Raw genomic sequence first — 19,460 nt, forward strand, 5'->3', positions numbered from 1 at the left:
GTCCGCCGTGTTCGCGCGAGCGTGCGTACCCTTGAATCCCTTTCGATTCATAACGCCCTGTTTTTCACACAAACAGGAGTCAGAACATGCAACCCACCGCTATCGACAGCAAAAGCAAACACACCCACGGCGAGCGCGTCGCGTTCATCCAGGCCTGCTGGCACAAGGAAATCGTCGACCAGAGCCGTAAGGGTTTCCTCGCCGAAATGATCGCTCAGGGTTATCAGGAATCAGACATCGATTTCTTCGAAGTCGGCGGCGCCTTTGAAATGCCTCTGCACGCCAAGCTGCTGGCCAAGACCGGTCGTTATGCCGGTATCGTTGCCGCCGCGCTGGTGGTGGACGGCGGAATCTACCGTCACGAGTTCGTCGCCCAGTCGGTCGTCAGCGGCCTGATGCAGGTGCAGCTGGAAACCGAAGTGCCGGTGTTCTCGGTATCACTGACCCCGCACCACTTCCATGCCGGCGAAGAACACCAGAAGTTCTTCTTCGAGCATTTCGTGCACAAGGGTCAGGAAGCGGCGAAGACCTGCGCCGATACGTTGCAGAAAGTGCGTGCGTTGCGCCGCACCGAGCCGCGCGCTGTAGCGGTCTGATGCAATAACGATCTCCCCCCGCGCGCTGCGTGGGGGAGGTTCAGTTTTAGGCAAGATTTTCGTCAGTGGTCGGCACGATCAAAATGCCCGCCCGCAGACCGTTCTTGACCTTGGGGTTGGGGAAGATGATCCGCGCGCCCTGCTCTTCGATGATCCAGCGGGTATTGGCCAGGTCTTCGGCCAGCACATAACCCACATCCAGTTCCGAAAAGTTTTCGATGTCCGCCGGCAGGTTCAGGCGGAACGCATCGCTGTGCTTGATGATTTCCCGTGCCACGCTGAACAGTTGCAGACCGTCCAGGTCCTGCTCTGCCATTTCCGGCTCAGTGCCTTCGATGATCTGCTTCAGGCGGGTTTCCAGCAGTGACACATTGACCCCGGCGTTCTGCCCGAACGGCCGCGCCTTGCCCAGCTCCAGCGTGAAGGACTCGGCCCCCAGCTTGTCGTAGGTGTAGGAGCTGAACACGATCGACGGCTTGTTCTGCAACAGCACCGCCTCCATGCCGGCCGCGCGCAGGCGGGCCAGCTCAAGACGGGAATGCTGGCGACCTTCCTTCCACGGATACAAGGCGAACTGCTCGATTTTCGAACCGCGAATTGCGGTGTGCAGGTCGTAGTGCAGGCGCTGACGGTCAGGAAGGCTGAAGAAGCTTGCCGCCAGACGTTCCAGCTCGCAGGCGCGCAGGGCTTCGGAACCGCTGCTTTGTTCGTGACGGCCGTTGAACAGCCGATTGACGTCCTGCTCGACGAAACGTTCGCCCTTGCGAATCGCTTCCGGGTTGCCGAACAGGAACAGAATGCGTGCGCGCGGCTTCAGATCGCCGCGGGCGATGTCATGCAGCAACCGGTCGAGCAATTCGATCGGTGCCGTTTCATTGCCGTGGATACCTGCCGACAGCAGCAGATCCAGGCCATTGTCGCGCGCTTCGGGTGGCCGGACTTCCAGCGCCCCCTCGCTCAACCAGCGCATGCGCACGCCTTCGACAGTCAGTTGAGTCTTCTCCGCCGGTTCGCGGCCGGCGAGGGTCAGTTCAAGCAGTTTGCCGAGGGCGAGCATAGAGCGGTTTCCTTAGTGGTCGTGATTGCAATCCGGGCCGTGCACGTGACCGTCATCGTCGCCGAGGTCAGCCGGTTCCATCTCCAGTTGCAGACTTACCAGATTAGTCGCCAATGGGCGCAACAGCAGGTTGGCGTACTCTTCGTCGCCCTCTTCGACGTCCACGCCGATCAACAGTTGGCCGCGGCCGTCCTGCTGGATCCACAGCTCTTTGCCTTGCCACATGACCGCGACGCGGGTGCAGGAAGTTTCCAGTTGCTTGCCGTCGGTGTCTTCAAGGATCAGCCGCAGGGAATCGCTCATGTCTTTTTTACGCTCTGTTGGGGAGACAAGCCGCGCGCCACGTTCAGGCGGCGCGCCGGCCATCAATTGATCTGGAATGGATAAACCGCGCCCAGTTTAAGGATTTGCGTCAGTTCATCCAGTGCCGTCCGGCATTCAAGCAGCAACTGCGGATCCGCCAGGTCACTTTCGGTCAGGCGGTCGCGGTAGTGCTTTTCAACCCATTCGGTCAACGAACCGTACAACGGGGCGGTCATGATAACCCCTGGGTTGACGGCCGCCAGCTCGGTTTCGTTGAGCGCGACACGCAGACGCAGGCACGCCGGGCCACCGCCGTTCTGCATGCTTTGCTTGAGGTCGAAGACTTTTACTTCACGGATCAGGCCGCCGGAGCTGGTCAGGCTTTGCAGGTAATTCCACACGCGCTCGTTGCCACGGCACTCTTCCGGCACGATCAGCAGCATAGAGCCGTCAGGGCGCGACAGCAGCTGGCTGTTGAACAGGTAGGAACGCACCGCGTCGTCGACGGTGACCGCCGAACGCGGCACGCAGACCGACTGGAAGTTGCCGCCGACCTTGGCCAGTTTGGCTTGCAGCTCAGCCAGCATCTGATCGGTGTCGAGGAACGCGTCCTCGTGATAGAACAGCACCTCGCCGTTGCCCACCGCGATCACGTCGTTGTGGAACACGCCCTGATCGATCACCGCAGGATTCTGTTGCGCGTAGACCACGCCGTCGTCACGCAGGCCGTGCAAACGAGCGACCGCTTGCGACGCTTCGAGGGTCTGACGCGCCGGGTATTTCTGCGGCGCCGGGTAGCGGGTGTCGAACGCACTGCGACCGAACACGAAGAACTCGACACCGGCCTCGCCGTACTCACGGCAGAATCGCGTGTGGTTGGCCGCGCCTTCGTCACCGAACTGCGCCACCGCCGGCAATGCGGCGTGGTGCGCGAAGTGCTGCTGATTGGCGAACATCGCGCCCAGCACACGACTGGTGGTCGGGTGCTCGATACTGCGGTGGTATTTGCAGTTCAGGTTGGCGGCGGTGAAGTGCACGCGACCGTCAGCGGTGTCGGCACTCGGGCTGACCGTGGCGGCGTTGGCCACCCACATGCTCGACGCGGAGCAACTGGCGACCAGCAGCGGCATCGCTTCTTTGGCGGCACGCTCGATCACCTGAGCGTCGGTGCCGCTGAAACCCAGACGGCGCAAGGCAGCCACATCCGGACGCTCTTGCGGTGCGAGAACGCCCTGCTGAAAGCCCATTTCCATCAGCGCTTTCATTTTCGCCAGGCCTTGCAGCGCCGCTTCCTTCGGGTTCGAAGACTGCTGGCTGTTGCTCTGGGACGCAACGTTGCCGTAGGACAGACCACCGTAGTTATGGGTCGGCCCCACTAGACCGTCAAAATTGACTTCATAGGATTTCATCAGCGAGGCTCCACGAGAATCTGTTGTTATAGGCTTCAGTAACTATTCTTTGAGACCGCGGCGCGGCCATCGCCAGCAGGCTGGCGATTAGCATCACGCCATCTTCACGCCAGGCGTCAGGGCCGCCGGCAACACCAGACTTGGAGTTTCCAGCGAGGCCACCGGGTACGCGCAGTAATCCGCCGCGTAGTAGGCACTGGCGCGGTGGTTGCCCGAGGCGCCGACACCGCCGAACGGTGCGCTGCTCGCAGCACCGGTCAGCTGCTTGTTCCAGTTGACGATCCCGGCACGGCTTTCCAGCCAGAACTGCTGGTAGCGCTCTTCGGAATCCGACAGCAGACCTGCGGCCAGACCAAATGCTGTGTCGTTGGCTTCGGCAATCGCCGCCGCGAAATCGGCGTAGCGGATCACTTGCAGCAACGGGCCGAACAGTTCTTCGTCGGAGCGATCGGCAACCGCCGTCACATCCACGATGCCTGGGGTCAGCAGCGCCGACTGGGCCTGCGGCTGCGTCATCGCCAGCAACGACACCGCGCCATTGGCCAGCAGATGCGCCTGGGCATCCATCAACGCTTTCGCCGCACCAAGGGAAACCACCGAGCCCATGAACGGTGCCGGCTGCTGATCGAACGCGCCGACCTCTATGGTCGAGCTGACTTCCACCAGACGCTTGAGCAGGCTGTCGCCCCACGCGCCTTCCGGCACCAGCAGACGACGGGCGCAGGTGCAACGCTGACCGGCAGAAATGAACGCCGACTGAATGATCGTGTACACCGCGGCGTCGAGGTCGGCGACCTGATCGACCACCAGCGGGTTGTTACCACCCATTTCCAGCGCGAGGATCTTGTCCGGGCGACCGGCGAACTGCTGGTGCAGGTGATTGCCAGTACGGCTTGAACCGGTGAAGAACAGACCGTCGATGCCCGGGTTCGCCGCCAGAGCGATCCCGGTTTCGCGGGCGCCTTGCAGCAGGTTCAGCACGCCGGCCGGCAGACCGGCTTCGATCCAGCACTTGACCGTCAGCTCGGCGACTTTCGGGGTCAGCTCGCTTGGCTTGAACAGCACGCTGTTACCGGCCAGCAGCGCCGGCACGATGTGGCCGTTCGGCAAATGACCTGGGAAGTTGTAAGGGCCGAACACCGCGACCACGCCGTGGGGTTTGTGGCGCAACACGGCGGTGGCGTCGCCCAGCGGGCCGCTCTTCTCGCCGGTACGTTCGCGGTAGCTCTGCACCGAGATCGCAATCTTGTTGACCATGCTGGTGACTTCGGTCGCGGCTTCCCACAGCGGTTTGCCGGTTTCCTCACCGATGGTGCGGGCCAGCTCATCAGCGTGGTTTTTCAGCGCGGCGGCGAACGCCTCGAGCACGCTGATGCGATCTTCCAGGGTACGACGGGCCCAGCTCGGGAACGCCTGACGCGCAGCCTGCACGGCCGACTCGACCTGAGCGGCGGTGGCGCCCTCCCCCGACCACAGCACTTGCTGGGTCACCGGGTTCAGCGATTGAAAGGCCTCGCCCTGACCGGCCAGCCACTCACCTGCGATGTATAGCGAATTCATTATTTCGACTCCCGGGCAGCAGACAACGCCACGGCGCGAACCTGATCGCCAGCGTTGAGTTGAAGACGTTTGGCGGTCAGCGGATCGACCACCAGGGTGCCGGCGGCCAGACGGGCCGGCGCCGCCGTGATGCGGCAGTCTTCGCGTTTGCGGTTATGGATGATGAAAGGCGTGGCGTCGTCGCCCGGTGTGCCGATGGCCAGCACCAGCGCTTCGCTGTCACGCACCGCGCGGATCTTGCTGGTCTCGCACTCGATGGCGGGGCCGGCGTCGAAGATGTCGACGTAACCCTGATAGCTGAAGCCTTCGCTCTTGAGCATCGCCAGCGCAGGCTCGGTGTCCGGGTGCACCTGGCCGATGACGTTGCGCGCGTCCGGCGACAGGAAGCAGGTGTACAGCGGGAATTTCGGCATCAGTTCGGCGATGAACGCCTTGTTGCCGACACCGGTCAGGTAATCGGCCTGGCTGAATTCCATCTTGAAGAAGTGACGGCCCAGGCTTTCCCAGAACGGCGAACGGCCAGCGTCATCCGACACGCCGCGCATCTCGGCGATGATCTTGTTGCCGAACAGTTGCGGGAATTCGGCGATGAACAGCATCCGCGCCTTGGACAGCATGCGGCCGTTGAGGCCGGTGCGGTAGTCAGCGTGCAGGAACAGCGAGCACAGCTCGGAGTTGCCGGTCAGGTCGTTGGCCAGGAACAGCGTCGGGATCTCGCGATAGATGTTCAGTTCCTGCGAGGCGCTGACGGTCAGGCCGACACGGAAGTTGTACCAAGGCTCGCGCAGACCGACGGCGCCGGCGATGGCGGAAATCCCCACCACGCGACCGTTGTCGTCTTCGAGCACGAACAGGTAGTCCGCGTCGCCACGGCCGGCTTCACCGCGAAAGGTCTTCTCGGCCCAGCCGACCCGGTGGGTCAGGCGCTCTTCGTTGGCCGGCAAGGTGGTCAGGCCGGTGCCAGTGCTGCGGGCCAGGTCGATCAGAGCGGACAAATCGCTGCTGCGTACGGGACGAACAATCATGCTATCTCCTCAAACGGGCCGCCGTGGCCACCCGTGAAACTCGCTAAGGCGTTAAACCGCCACTAGGCGCACGCTGGCACCTTCACCGACGCCCAGGGCTTCGGCCGCTTCCAGATCCAGAGTCACCGGTTTGCCCGGCGCATAATCCAGTTCAAGCAATACCGCGCGGTAATCCTGCAACTGGGCGTTGGCCACCAGATACTGGCGCCCGGCACCTTTGACCGGCTCGCCGAGTTTCACCGGCACCACGCGGCTCTGGGCGATCGAACGGATCCCCGAGACACGCGCATGCAGAGTCGGGCCACCGTCGAAGATGTCAATGTAGTGATCGGTCTCGAAGCCTTCGCGCATCAGGATGTCGAAGGTGATCTGCGCACGCGGGTGTACCTGGCCCATCGCTTCCTGAGCGGAGTCCGGCAGCAGCGGCACGTAGATCGGGTAATGCGGCATCAGCTCGGCGAGGAACGTCCGGCTTTTCAGGCCACACAGACGCTCGGCCTCGGCGTAGTTCAGGTCGAAGAAGTTGCGACCGATGGCGTCCCAGAATGGCGAGTCGCCGTTCTCGTCGCTGTAACCGACGATCTCGGTCACCACCGAATCGGCGAAGCGCTCAGGGTGGCTGGCGACGAACAGCAGACGGCCACGGGAGTTGAGCTCAGACCACGGCGACCCCACCAGCTCGCGCTGCACGTAGAAACTGGTCAGCAAGCTGTTGCCGGTCAGGTCGTGGCATTGCGAGAGCACGTGGATCTTGTTATGGATCTTCAGCTCGCGGGAGGCGTGCACGAAGGTCTCGTTGCGAAAGCTGTAGAACGGCTCGGAATAACCGGCCGAAGCAACGATTGCCGAGCAGCCCACCAGTTTGCCGGTGGCGGTGTCTTCGAGAACGAAGAAGTAACTCTCTTCGCCGTTGAAGCTCACTTCGGCGGCAAACGAGGCTTCGCTCGCAGCGATCTTGTCGCTCAGGCGTTCAACGTCATCCGGCAAGGAAGTGACACCAATCGGGCTGTCCGCAGCCAGACGCTGTACCTCGCCCAGATCAGCCATTTGCGCGGGGCGCATCACCAGCATGGTGTCACTCCTTTCTCTACTTCAGGTCGGCGAAAGCGCCGACTCGGGAAAAAAATGCCGGGCAGGCCCGGCACAGGAAAATGGTCCCGGCGCCTGTCGATCACGACAGACGCCGGGCGGTCTTGCATGAATCAGGCTTGGGTCAGTTTCGCCGCAGCACGTTCGAAGCGATCCAGACCGGCGTCGATGTCTGCGTCTTCCACCACCAGGCTCGGGGCGAAACGGATTACGTCCGGACCAGCCTGCAGAATCATCAGGCCTTCTTGTTCAGCGGCGTTGAAGATGTCCTTGGCCTTGCCTTTCCAGGCATCGCTCAGCACGCAACCGATCAGCAGACCGAGACCGCGCACCTGGGTGAACAGGCCGTACTTCTCGCCGATCTGTTGCAGGCGGGTCTTGAACTTGTCGTGCTTGGCGTTGACGCCGTTCAGCACCTCAGGGGTGTTGATCACGTCGATCACCGCTTCGGCCACGGCGCACGCCAGCGGGTTGCCGCCGTAAGTGGTGCCGTGAGTGCCGACAACCAGATGTTTGGCCAGCGCTTCGGTGGTCAGCATCGCGGCGATCGGGAAACCGCCGCCCAGGCTCTTGGCGCTGGTCAGGATGTCCGGAACCACACCGTAATGCTGGTAGGCAAACAGATTGCCGGTACGGCCCATGCCGGTCTGCACTTCGTCGAACACCAGCAGCGCGTTGTTCGCGTCGCACAGTTCACGGGCACCTTGCAGGTAAGCCAGCTCGGCCGGCAGCACGCCGCCTTCGCCCTGGATCGGCTCCAGAACGACCGCGCAGGTCTTGTCCGAAACAGCGGCTTTCAGCGCCGCCAGATCGTTGTACGGCACGTGAGTGATGCCGGTGATTTTCGGGCCGAAACCGTCGGAGTACTTCGACTGGCCACCGACGTTCACGGTGAACAGGGTGCGGCCGTGGAAGCTGTTGAGCGCGGCGATGATTTCGTACTTCTCGGTGCCGAAACGGTCGAACGCGACGCGACGGGCCAGCTTGAAGGCGGCCTCGTTGGCTTCGGCGCCGGAGTTGCAGAAGAACACGCGCTCGGCAAAGGTGGCGTCGATCAGCTTGTGCGCCAGACGCAGCGCAGGCTCGTTGGTGAACACGTTGGACACGTGCCACAGCTTGTTCGCTTGCTCGGTCAAGGCACCGACCAGCGCCGGGTGCGCATGGCCCAATACGTTGACGGCGATGCCGCCGGCGAAGTCGATCAGCTCGCGGCCGGCCTGATCCCAGACGCGGGAACCGGCGCCACGCACCGGGATGAAAGCGGCAGGCGCGTAGTTGGGAACCATAACCTGGTCGAAATCGGCGCGTTGTACCGCAGCGTGCTCAACGGACATCGGAGTCTCCTGATGAGGGCCACCCGCCTGAAACTGGCGAGCGATGGGGGGATTGTAAGGACAGTTTTGTGCCCGGCCTTGTCGCCAAGCGACAACTTCTTATAGCGCAAACCCCGGTTTTTCCCGGGTTTACGGCAATGCGACATATAGCGTCGCAAAGGCGCAGTTTAAACTGCCGCCAGCCATTTCAGCAGGCCTGCGAGCATATCAATTGCGACGGGATGGCCTGTCATACATATGTACCACCTGACACAAGATGCATTTTGCTCTGCTTGAGCTCTTTTTCGACGCTCAAGGACGCCAACGATGCCATCCACCACCGGGCAATCGCCCGCCAGTTCGCCCACGCCCGGTGCGACCGCACAAAGCCCCGCTTCCCACTATGAACCGCTGGTGAAAGCGATCCCCGATTGGTTGGGCAAGGCATCGTCCGCCAGACGCACCGCCCTGAAGAACAACCGTCGCGCCCTCCCGGATCCGATCAAGTCAGCGCCTGCCTCGCAACACCAGGCGCTCAGAAACGCCATCACCCGGCACATGAGCGCGCAGAACGCCGTCGATCAAATGCTCGAACGGATACAGAACGCCAGCACCTTCGCCGAGCCCATCCTGACCGAGGCGCTGAAAACGCGTTTCGACCTCGAGCTGAACGTCAAGGAAACCTTTCTGCAGTTGTACATCCCGGTGAAGGCCGCAGGCATTACCACCGGCACCCGGACGTGGACGGTGTCGCTGCTGGACGCGGCATTGCATAACTTCGAGGCGGGCGAAACAGAACCCGGGGCCTACGCCAGCGGCTCCTCGTTCATCACCCGCCCGACCGGGACCGGACAATTCGAGACACTGGCGCCACTTAATGCAGAACCCGGCATTCCAGCCTTCAGCCGACTGTGCCGGGAACTGGATATCGGTGCTCGCTACAAAACCTACCTGGAGGAAAGTCTCGCGCTCGCCAACCCGGTGGCAGCTTCGGTGCTGCGGCACAAGGTCAATACCGCGCAGAAAACCGCACTGCGCGCCGCACTGAAGCTGGCGCGGATGAATGGCGACATCGGAGAAGCGAATCTGCATTCGATTGAAAGTCTGCTGGACGGGACATCCGTGGTTTTGATGAACGGTCAGCCCATGCTGTGCCACGATTTGACGATGATGTCGGTCGCACTGACCGGAATCCTGGTGTTTGCACCTGACCTTGAAAGCGCGAAAACCGCCGTTGCAGTGGTGGCTTACATACCAGACGACCCCGATCATCCGATCAAGGAGTACCTCTCCACGGGCGACCTCGCACACGAACTGATCCGACAGCTGCGCGATACGGAGTACCAGCGATTCTTCAGCCGCTTCGTCGCTCACGAACAGCGTGGACAATTTTTCGGCCAGCTCAAGCAACGTCTGAGCAAAGTGAAATGGCATCCGCCACAGACCGGCAGTCAAATGCCGTCGTGGCGCGACACCCTTATCGAAAGGCCCGACCTGCAATTCTCGGCCACCCCCATCGCCGTTGAACTCTGGGAGCATCTTTATCAGCGCAAGCTCAACAAGATCCTCAACGATGCCGCAGTGATCGCTGTTCCCACTGCCATGGTCGATCGCAATGCACGCTGGAGGCGCTGGGATTCGTTTGTCAGTGTCGCAACGTCGATCCTGGAAATCGCCGCGTTCGTCGTTCTGCCGTTCGTGCCGTTTCTGGGTGAAATGATGATGGCGTACATCACCTATCAGCTGCTCGACGAGCTTTTCACGTTCTATGTCGATTTGGCCGAAGGCCAAACCACCGAAGCCTGTGCGCACTACTTCGCTGCACTGGAATCACTGATCCAGCTGGGTGCTTTCGGGGTTGGCACCAGCGTCGCCATGGCCGAACTGCCCAAGGTACTGCCGCCCGAGGTGGTGGCATTCATGGATCGGTTTCAACCCGTAAAACTGCGCAACGGCAAAACCCTGTACTGGAAGCCGGATCTGAGCAGCTACGCCCGTGACACCCTGCCAGCGACAGGTTCCCTACCCGACGCCCAGGGTCTGCACCGGCATCAGGGCAAAAAACTGCTACCGCTGGATCAGACGCACTACGCCGTCAACGATCACGAGATACCCGGTCAACTGCGCATCGAACACCCCTCACGCACCGATACCTACGAACCTGTTGTGCGGCACAACGGCGAAGGGGCTTTTCACACCGAGCTGGAAAATCCGCTGCGATGGGACACCAACACTGCGTTGCAGCGAATCGGCCACAGCGTAGAGGCATTTACCCCGGCGCAGCGCGAACGCATTCTGAAAATCAGCGGCTACACCGAAGACGGTTTGCGCAAAATGCACATGAATCAGGAGCGTGTTCCGCCACTGCTGGCCGACACCATTGAGCGTTTCAGGATCGATCGGGACTTGCAGGCGTTCATCGAGCAGATCACCAGCGACGAGCCAACGGTTTATCGCGAGGCAGATCCGCTGATCCAGCTGCAATTGCTGAACGAACAAGGCTTGTGGCCGAAAACCAGAAGGCTGCGCCTGATCGATGCCGAGGGAGCGACGCTCTGGCAATCCTCCGATGATGTGCAGCTCCCGCTAACGGACGTTCACGTTAATCGTCTGATCGACGACGACCTGCTCAAGACATTGCTGCGGGCTCTCGATGAAACCGAAATCAGCCCCCTGCTCAATGAAGAGTTCGGGCAGAAAATCGCCCTGGATGCACGCGTCCGTCAACTTCGCAGCCGACTCGCGCAGATTGCCAGGCAACAGCGCCCTGCCCTGTTCGAACAACGCTATGAGTCAAGCCAGCATCGCGCTACACCGCTGGTGAAACAGGTGGCGCGGCACGTACCGAACCTGCCTGTCAGGATCACCGAAGAACTCATTCACACTGCCACCGGCACCGAGCTGATGCAGCTGAGTGAAGACGTGCTTCCAGAGCGTCAGCAACAGCTCTCTGAAACCGCATTGCACGAGCTACGCATCACCCGGGCTTACGAAGGACTGGAAATCGATTCGGTGCATAACCAGGACTCCGAGACTTTGGCACTGCACAGCCTGCCGCTGCTGCCAGGCTGGTCAGACACCGTCAGCCTTGAAGTGCGTGACCAATCGTTCGCGGGAAAGCGGCTCGACACCACCGGTCCCATGGGCGCCCCTATCGAAAAAATCCTGGTACGCCGAGCCGATGGCACGTGGCAGCCGTTTGATCAGGCCGGACTGGAATTGCACGGCCCGACGGATTTCTACACCAGCGTGCTGCAAGCCCTGCCCGACGACCGACGTCAGGCGTTGAATCTGCAAATCGGCGAAGGACAAAAGCTCCGCCAGCTCATTCGCGACAATCCTCTGCCACGCGACAGTCTGCGACTCACACTGGCGGTCGAATCCTCTCCCGCCACCGACGTCGACACTTTGCGCCTGCTGGGCACTGACGGTTACTCACGCAATCTGTCACCCGATGGTTCTCCGCCGACCCTGGACATGCGGGTGCGCGATGTTTTTCCCGGGATCACCCAAGAAGGCCTGCAGGCCATGGTGCAACGCCTGCAAAACCATCTGGAGAATCCGATCGCCGAGCTGTCACGACTGCGCCTTGAATACGCCCGCCTGGAAAACGACCTTGATCGATGGCGCCTGAGAGACGTACGGATCGATCCCGCCACCGGCCAGGAACTGTCTATCGCCCGACGAGCTGCCGCCGCTCGTGATCGACAGCTTTTCGCCCGAACCCTGCTCAGCTGCTGGCGCCGCGAGACTCCGGAACGCTTTGGCTATCGCATGCGTTTTATCGAACCCTTGCTGGGCGATCTGCCGGTGCTGGCGGCAGACTTCAGCCATGTAAACAGCCTGGAACTGAGCGGCAGCGGAGCATCGGCAGGCATCGAAACATTTATTGAACGCTTCCCTCTTTTATCCCGACTCGACCTGCAGAACTTCGACTTGCACACCCTGCCGCAAAACCTCTCGACCCTGTCCGCGCTGCGCCGATTAAGGCTGCGCAAATGTGGAATCATCCTGACCCCGGAAAACCAGACGCTGCTCACTTCACTCAATGAACTGGTTGAACTGGATCTCAAGGACAACCCACTCGGCAGCAGCTTCGATTTAACCTTCCTGCCATCGCTGACCTACCTCAACCTGTCCCGCACCGGGATTGCCGAAGTCCCGCCCGGCTTGATCGATCACCCGCAAATCAGGAGCGCCTGGCTGACCGATAACCGGATCACCACACTGCCTGAAGCGTTGTTCGAACTCTCGCCTGCTGCGGCTGCCGGATACGACTTTTCCGGTAATCCACTCACTGCCGCCACACGCGAGCGGGTAAAAACCTGTTTCACCCGCACCGGCGTCAATTTTGGCGTACGTGCCGAACAGGCCGATATCACCCGCACCACGGCCCTGTTTCCAGATATCGACGAGGGCCAGGCCAGCGGCCTGATTTATCGCCTGCCCGGCTCACTGGTTCAGGGCCGCTTGCAACTGACGGCGTGGGAAACCGAGCTGGCCACGCTGAGTGCCGATCTGAATCTTTGGGCCCGAGACATTCCCGACCGCGACCCGATCAGCGGCGCGATGCTGGAAGCCAACGAACGCTTCACCGAACAGGATGCACGCGAGACGTTTGCCGGCAATCTGCTGCGCCTGTGGCGTCACCGCTCGAAAATCCATCCGCACGCCAGGGCCGATGTTTTTACGGCCGAGGCCAAATTCATTGGTGACCTTCCGATACTGAGCGCGGACTTCAATCACATCACTGCGCTGACCATCAACGGGAATAAAGGCTTGCGCGGTGACGCGGCGTTTCTGCGAAGTTTCTCCCGGCTCAAACGGCTGTTCTTTCGCAACGGCCAACTGGATCAACTGAGCGAGACACTCAAAAACCTGTCGACGCTGGAAGTCCTGGTGCTGGATAGCTGTGGCGTGAGCCTGACCGCCGAATCACTGACAGCGCTGGCCGCAATGCCCAGACTCGAATCACTGGAGTTACCGGGCAATCCGCTGAATCTGGTGCCCGATCTGCAAACCCTGAACTCGCTGACCTACCTCGACCTTTCACGCACGGGCCTGCTGGAAGTCCCGCCTGGCCTGATCGACCATCCGACGCTCAAGACGGCGATCCTCAGTGAAAACCAGATCACCGAATTACCCGAGAGCCTGTTTGAATTATCGGCTCAGGCCGGTGACGGCTACGACCTCTCGAACAATCCACTGAGCGCCAGCACTCGCGAGCGGATCAAACAATACAACCGCGAGACCGGGCAGGATTTCGCCGTACTCGCCGACCTTGCAGATATAGAAACCACCCAGCAGCTGTTTCCCGACCTCGACGCGCAAGACGCCAGCGATGTGTTCTACAGCTTGCCGGGCTCGATTGAACATGGCCGAAGCCAGCTGCGGCACTGGCAGGCAGAAATCCGCCAACTGGATGCCGACCTTGCACGGTGGGCAGCGGCAGGACCGAGTATTCATCCGGACACGGGGCAGGTGCTCAATCCCCGGCAGGTGTTCGTGATGCAGACCAACAGAAAGCTGTTTGCCCAACGAATCGAAGAACTGTGGCGCTTCCGGTTTGCCGAAAAAGCCACGCAAAGGGGCAATGTGCTGATCGCAGAGCTGCCGTTCATTGGCGATTTGCCCGTGCTGTCGGCTGACTTCAGCCACATCGCCGAGCTGACCCTTGACGGCAATCCGGCCCTGAGCGGCATCGATGCTTTTCTTTGGCCTTTCACCGGCCTGCGTCATCTGGAACTGCACGAGTTCAAACTGGAGCAATTGCCCGAAGCTTGCGAACGCATGCCGTTGCTGGAGCGCCTGGTGCTGGAGTACTGCGAGCTGACCCTGACGCCGCCGACTCAGGCCCGCCTGTCGTCCATGAGCCGTCTACAGTTCCTCAATCTGAGCCACAACCCGCTGGGCGCTGCACCAGAGTTGAAGACCTTGCCGGCGCTGACTCACGTGCGCCTGATCGACACCGGGATCTCTCATCTGCCGGAAGGCCTGGTCGAGCACCCGACCCTGATCATGGCCAACTTCGAACACAACCGGATCAGCGAGCTTCCCGACAGCCTGCTCGATCGCCCTGCGCTTTCACCCAACCAATTCATGCTTGGCGAAAACCCGTTTTCACCCGCCACTCGCGAGCGGATCAAGACCCGCTACCAGCACAACCGGCAAGACTTCGGGGTATCGATGCCGACGGCGGACATCGACCGTGTGCGCCTTTTGTTTCCGAGCCTCGACGCCGAACAAGCCAATCGAATGTTGTACTTGTTGCCGGGAACCGTCGCTCAGGGTCGACTTCAAATCGCTCAGTGGGAAACGCAATGGCAGCAACTCGATACAACCCTGAACCGTTGGGTCAGTGAGGTTCCCGAGCAACATCCGTCCACCGGTACGCCACTCACAGATGAGGACAAAATCGTTGAACGCACCGGCCGCGATCAATATCGCCGTGACCTGCAAGCGTTCTGGCGCGCACGCTCGACCGCACAACCGGAGATGCGATCAGACAGGCTGATCCTCAATCTCCCTTTCATCGGCGAGCTGCCCTCTCTGAGCGCCGACTTCAGCCACGTCACCACATTGTCGATCACCGGCAACGCCCAATTGCGCGCCGGAGATGGCTTCTTCGACGCCTTTTCAGGGCTGGAAACACTGGAGCTGCGCGATCTTGGATTGCAGCAAATACCGGATTCGTTCCGGCGTATGCCAGCCCTGGAAAATCTGGTACTGAGCAATTGCGCGGTGACGCTGGATGTCGAGGGCCGTTCCACCCTTGCTTCGCTGACACGATTGAAAAAACTCGACTTGTACAACAACCCTCTGGGACTGGCGCCAGACATCCGCTCCTTGCCGGCGCTGGATTTTCTCGATCTGGCCGGCACTGCGATCAGCGAAATTCCCGATGGAATGATCAACCATCCGCAACTTGAAATCGTCATCCTCAACAACAACCGGCTCAACGAAATTCCTGACGAAGTTTTCAACCTGCCGGCGGAAATCGGTAACGGTTACGACTTTGGCAACAACCCTCTGAGCCCGGCGACGCGAGAGCGGGTCAAGGATTACTTCCGGCGCACCGGAGGTGATCTGGGCGTGCTTGCCGAAGAGGCAGATCGGGCTCGGGTGCAAACGCTTTATCCGGCGCTGGACGATGATCAGGCCAGCACCTTCCTCTATCGCCTGAGCGGCACGCTGGCCGATGGCCGTCAGGAAGTAGCAAGAAGAGAAATGGCGCTGAGCGATCTCACCCGCAGCCTCGCTCATTGGAGCAGCGACGTCCCTGTGGGTGCGCCCGACGGCCAACCGCTGCCCGCAACCGAGCGACTACGTCAGGAACAACTGCGTACGCAGTTCGCCGAAGCACTGCTGACCTGCTGGCGCCAGATCCCGATGGAGGACTCGAGTCTCGACAGTTTCGGGTTCAGCCACACTGTGAGTTTCATCGGCGAGTTGCCGACACTCGGCGCCCCATTGCCCTACGTGCCGGACCTGTTCCTGGTGGGTGAAGGTCACTCATCAAGGCTCGGACGCTTCCTTGAAGCTTTTCCCGGCCTGGACAGCCTGGCCATTCGCGAATGCGATCTGGGCGATATTCCCGAGGATATTTTCACCATGAATCAGTTGACCGCCCTGAGCCTGCCGGACTGCAAAATCAGGCTGACACCCGAATCGGCAGCAGCACTGGCGAGCATGGACAAACTCGAGGTACTCAACCTGCGCGACAACCCGCTGGGGCTGACGCCGGACGTCAGCAACCTGCATGGCCTGACCGACCTCGACCTGAGCGATACCGGAATGACCGAAATACCGCGAGGCGTACTGGAAAACCTGCACTGGAACGAGATTGATCTGTCCGGCAATGCGATCACAGACGTGCCGGAAGAAATCATGGATGTGCCCGCGGCAGTCGGCGACCGCTACGACTTGCGCGATAACCCGTTGTCGACCGAGAGCAAAGCAAGAATCCGGGCCTACTATCAGGAGACTGGCAACAACCTGAACGTCGCCGGCATCGACGATGCGCCGCGCCCGGCTGAAATGAGGCCTGATCTGGAAATCGAAGACTGACCGATACAGCGCCATGGCAGCCAATGCCATGGCGTGATTGGCGAGGGATCAACCGCGCTCGGGCGGCACCGACGACAGTTCGAAAGGACTGCTGCTGCGCCGCTGGTTGCGGTCTTCCCGCGGCGTGGCGCCGAAGAAGTTGCGATAGGCGCTGGAGAAATGCGGCCCCGAGGAGAAACCGCACGACAGGCCGATCTGGATGATCGACTTGCTGGTCTGCATCAACATCTGCCGGGCCTTGTTCAGGCGCAGTTCCAGGTAGTACTGGCTCGGCACACGGTTTAGGTACTGCTTGAAGATCCGCTCCAGCTGGCGGCGGGACACGCACACGTGCTGGGCGATTTCGTCGGTGGTCAGCGGTTCTTCGATGTTGGCTTCCATCAGCAGCACCGCCTGGGTGAGCTTCGGATGGCTGGAGCCGAGGCGGTTCTGCAATGGAATGCGCTGACGCTCGCCGCCTTCGCGGATGCGTTCGACCACCAGTTCTTCAGAGACCGCACCGGCCAGTTCCGCACCATGATCGCGGGCCAGCACCGCCAGCAACAGATCGAGCACCGACATGCCGCCGCACGCCGTCAGGCGATCACGATCCCAGTCGAACAGATGACTGGTGGCGATGACTTTCGGGAAGCGTTCGGCGAAATCGTCCTGCCAGCGCCAGTGCACCGCCGCGCGATAACCGTCGAGCAGACCGAGTTGCGCCAGCGGGTACACACCGGCCGACAGACCGCCAATCACACAACCGGCACGCACCAGTTGTTTGAGCGCGCTGCTGAGCGCCGGCGCCAACGTGGTCGGGGGCTCATCGGCGAGCAGGAACAGTTTCTGGAAGTTTTCGAGTTTGCCGGCCCAGGGTTCGCCGGGCAGTTGCCATTCACCCTCGGCCGGTGCTTCGGCCTGCAGGAAGGACAACTCGTAAACCACGTCCGGATGCACACGCTGGGCAACACGCAAGGCCTCCTCTGCCAGCGCCAAAGTCAGAGCTTTAGTGCTGGGCCAAATCAGGAAACCAATTCGATGGGCAGTCATGGCGGGCGATCCGAAACGTAAACAGAGGGAAAAACCGAAATCGGCTGCAACCAAATTAGACCATCTGGCGCGCTGCGCAGCATGACCTAATCTGGTGCATAACGGGAGCGATTACTTGAGGCTGCCCGAGAGGAATTGTTGCAAACGTTCCGACTGCGGATTGACCAGCACTTCACGCGGGTTGCCGCTTTCTTCGACGACGCCTTTGTGCAGGAACACCAACTGGTTCGACACTTCACGGGCGAAGCCCATTTCGTGGGTCACCACCACCATGGTCCGGCCTTCCTGAGCGAGGGCCTGCATGACTTTCAGCACGTCGCCGACCAGTTCCGGGTCGAGGGCGGAAGTCGGTTCGTCGAACAGCATCACTTCCGGTTCCATCGCCAGCGCACGGGCGATCGCCACGCGCTGCTGCTCGCCACCGGACATGTGCCCCGGGAACGCGTCTTTACGATGAGCCACGCCGACCTTGTTCAGGTAGTGCTCGGCTTTCTCGCGGGCTTCGGCCTTGGACACGCCCAGCACGTGAACCGGCGCTTCCATGATGTTTTCCAGCGCGGTCATGTGCGACCACAGGTTGAAGTGCTGGAACACCATCGACAGGCGCGAACGCATGCGTTGCAGCTGTTTCGGATCAGCGGCTTTCAGCGCGCCGTCCTTGTTCGCTACCAGTTTCAGCTCTTCGTTGTTGAGCAGGATCTTGCCCGCGTGCGGCTGCTCGAGCAGGTTGATGCAGCGCAGGAAAGTACTTTTGCCGGAGCCACTGGAGCCGATGATGCTGATCACATCGCCGGCGGCCGCTTTCAGGGAAACGCCCTTGAGCACTTCGTGACTGCCATAGCGTTTATGCAGGTCTTGGACTTCAAGTTTGTACATGCGGTCGGTTCTCACAAAAACAGTCAGTCGTTGAGCAAAGGGCCGTCGCGCAGCGCATCGCGCCCCGCCACTTTGGCCAGCCAGAAACCGGGTTGGGCGTAACGCAGCCGCTCAATGGCAAACAGCACCCCGGACGTACCAGCACACACCGTGCTGACCCGATCCGACAGCGGATCGATCACTTCGAAAATCTTGTCACCGGCTTCAACCCACTCGCCGGGCTTGCGCAGAAAACTCACCACGCCCGGATGCGGCGGCAGGAGCAATTCAGTGCCCTCGAACGGCATGCCTTCGCACGGTTCGTGCGCCGCGCTCGGCCACTCGCCACGGATCAGGCCTTGCTCGGCGAGGAACGCCAGAATGCCTTCTGCCCAGGCTTCGGCCTGCGCCGGCGTGGTGTCAGCCTGACCACCCAGTTCAACGGTGGTCGCCAGGCACGCCAGTGGAATCTGCGCGTCCGGGAACAGACGCGACAGACGCAGCCACGGCAGAGAACAGGCTTCATCGAACGAGCTGCCGCCGGAATCTTCCGCCAGCAGGCCGACCTTCACGTCCAGGTGCGCGGCGAGCGAACGCCACTGCGGCCAGTGCTGCGGCAAGGCGTACATGTGCAGCGCGGCTTCGCAGTCGCAATGCAAGTCCAGCACCACATCGGCGGTGGCGGCGTGTTGCAGCAGGATGCGCTGCATGCCTTGCAACTGGCTACTCGCCTCAGGCAATTCGGCCAAATGATCGGCCATCGCCTGACGGATCAAACGGATGTTGGCGCGCGGATCATCACCGAGTTGTCCTTCCAGCCTGGCGGCCACGGGGGCGCTGAGCTCGACGAAATCACGGTTGAAATTCTTGCCGCTGCCGGCCTCGAAACGGCCCTGATGGTTGCCTTGCAGCAACTGGCCGAGGCCCAGCGGATTGGCCACCGGCACCAGTTCGATGACGCCGTTGAGCAGGCCCTTGGCTTCGAGCTCGCCGAGGCGTTTTTTCAGTTCCCAGGCGGTGCGCATGCCGGGCAGTTCGTCAGCGTGGAGGCTGGCCTGGATGTAGGCCTTGCGCTCGCCGCTCCCGAAGCGAAATACCGAAATCCGGCGCTCGCTGCCCAGGTGGCTCCACGGCAGAACGTGGTCGATGCGTTCCAT

General features: G+C 61.2%; 12 protein-coding genes. 2 read left to right on the top strand and 10 right to left on the bottom strand.

Annotated features, from left to right (window positions below; genetic code table 11):
• Nucleotides 1-86: 86 nt before the first annotated feature.
• Nucleotides 87-596, top strand: a complete 510-nt coding sequence (locus C1X29_RS15360) for a 6,7-dimethyl-8-ribityllumazine synthase (RefSeq protein WP_011335530.1) — start codon at nt 87-89, stop codon at nt 594-596.
• Between the two features lie 46 nt (nt 597-642).
• Here the strand turns inward: C1X29_RS15360 and astE are convergent, their stop codons facing one another.
• The 7 genes from astE to C1X29_RS15395 form a co-directional block, all read right to left on the bottom strand.
• Nucleotides 643-1,653: a succinylglutamate desuccinylase gene (gene astE / locus C1X29_RS15365; protein ID WP_085745128.1), complete on the bottom strand. Its 1,011-nt coding sequence runs from the start codon at nt 1,651-1,653 to the stop codon at nt 643-645.
• 12 nt (nt 1,654-1,665) lie between these two features.
• Complete coding sequence (locus tag C1X29_RS15370; protein WP_064598799.1) at nt 1,666-1,956, bottom strand: hypothetical protein; 291 nt, start codon at nt 1,954-1,956, stop codon at nt 1,666-1,668.
• 62 nt (nt 1,957-2,018) lie between these two features.
• Nucleotides 2,019-3,365: an N-succinylarginine dihydrolase gene (gene astB, locus C1X29_RS15375; RefSeq protein ID WP_085745129.1), complete on the bottom strand. Its 1,347-nt coding sequence runs from the start codon at nt 3,363-3,365 to the stop codon at nt 2,019-2,021.
• A gap of 93 nt (nt 3,366-3,458) precedes the next feature.
• Nucleotides 3,459-4,928 carry a succinylglutamate-semialdehyde dehydrogenase gene (astD, locus tag C1X29_RS15380; protein ID WP_173940195.1) on the bottom strand — a complete coding sequence of 490 codons (1,470 nt, stop codon included), beginning with the start codon at nt 4,926-4,928 and terminating at the stop codon, nt 3,459-3,461.
• Nucleotides 4,925-5,950 carry an arginine N-succinyltransferase gene (astA, locus tag C1X29_RS15385; protein WP_064598805.1) on the bottom strand — a complete coding sequence of 342 codons (1,026 nt, stop codon included), beginning with the start codon at nt 5,948-5,950 and terminating at the stop codon, nt 4,925-4,927. Before astA ends, astD begins: the two co-directional genes overlap by 4 nt.
• A 51-nt stretch (nt 5,951-6,001) precedes the next feature.
• Nucleotides 6,002-7,021, bottom strand: coding sequence for an arginine/ornithine succinyltransferase subunit alpha (aruF, locus tag C1X29_RS15390; protein ID WP_011335535.1), 1,020 nt, complete (start codon nt 7,019-7,021; stop codon nt 6,002-6,004).
• Nucleotides 7,022-7,152: 131 nt separating this feature from the next.
• A complete protein-coding gene (locus C1X29_RS15395; protein ID WP_074688199.1) occupies nt 7,153-8,373 on the bottom strand; it encodes an aspartate aminotransferase family protein in 1,221 nt (406 codons plus the stop codon).
• 306 nt (nt 8,374-8,679) lie between these two features.
• Here C1X29_RS15395 and C1X29_RS15400 point away from each other — a divergent pair, with 306 nt between their 5' ends.
• Nucleotides 8,680-16,419: a DUF6543 domain-containing protein gene (locus C1X29_RS15400; protein ID WP_102717813.1), complete on the top strand. Its 7,740-nt coding sequence runs from the start codon at nt 8,680-8,682 to the stop codon at nt 16,417-16,419.
• Nucleotides 16,420-16,467: 48 nt separating this feature from the next.
• Here C1X29_RS15400 and argR read toward each other — a convergent pair whose 3' ends face one another.
• The 3 genes from argR to C1X29_RS15415 form a co-directional block, all read right to left on the bottom strand.
• Nucleotides 16,468-17,448, bottom strand: a complete 981-nt coding sequence (gene argR, locus C1X29_RS15405; protein WP_011335538.1) for a transcriptional regulator ArgR — start codon at nt 17,446-17,448, stop codon at nt 16,468-16,470.
• Nucleotides 17,449-17,559: 111 nt separating this feature from the next.
• Nucleotides 17,560-18,324 carry an ABC transporter ATP-binding protein gene (locus C1X29_RS15410; protein ID WP_003227281.1) on the bottom strand — a complete coding sequence of 255 codons (765 nt, stop codon included), beginning with the start codon at nt 18,322-18,324 and terminating at the stop codon, nt 17,560-17,562.
• A 23-nt stretch (nt 18,325-18,347) separates the two neighbouring features.
• Nucleotides 18,348-19,460 carry a succinylglutamate desuccinylase/aspartoacylase family protein gene (locus tag C1X29_RS15415; protein ID WP_102688620.1) on the bottom strand — a complete coding sequence of 371 codons (1,113 nt, stop codon included), beginning with the start codon at nt 19,458-19,460 and terminating at the stop codon, nt 18,348-18,350.

This window comes from Pseudomonas sp. GW456-12-10-14-LB2 (genome assembly GCF_002884345.1).
Taxonomy (GTDB): domain Bacteria; phylum Pseudomonadota; class Gammaproteobacteria; order Pseudomonadales; family Pseudomonadaceae; genus Aquipseudomonas; species Aquipseudomonas paraglycinae.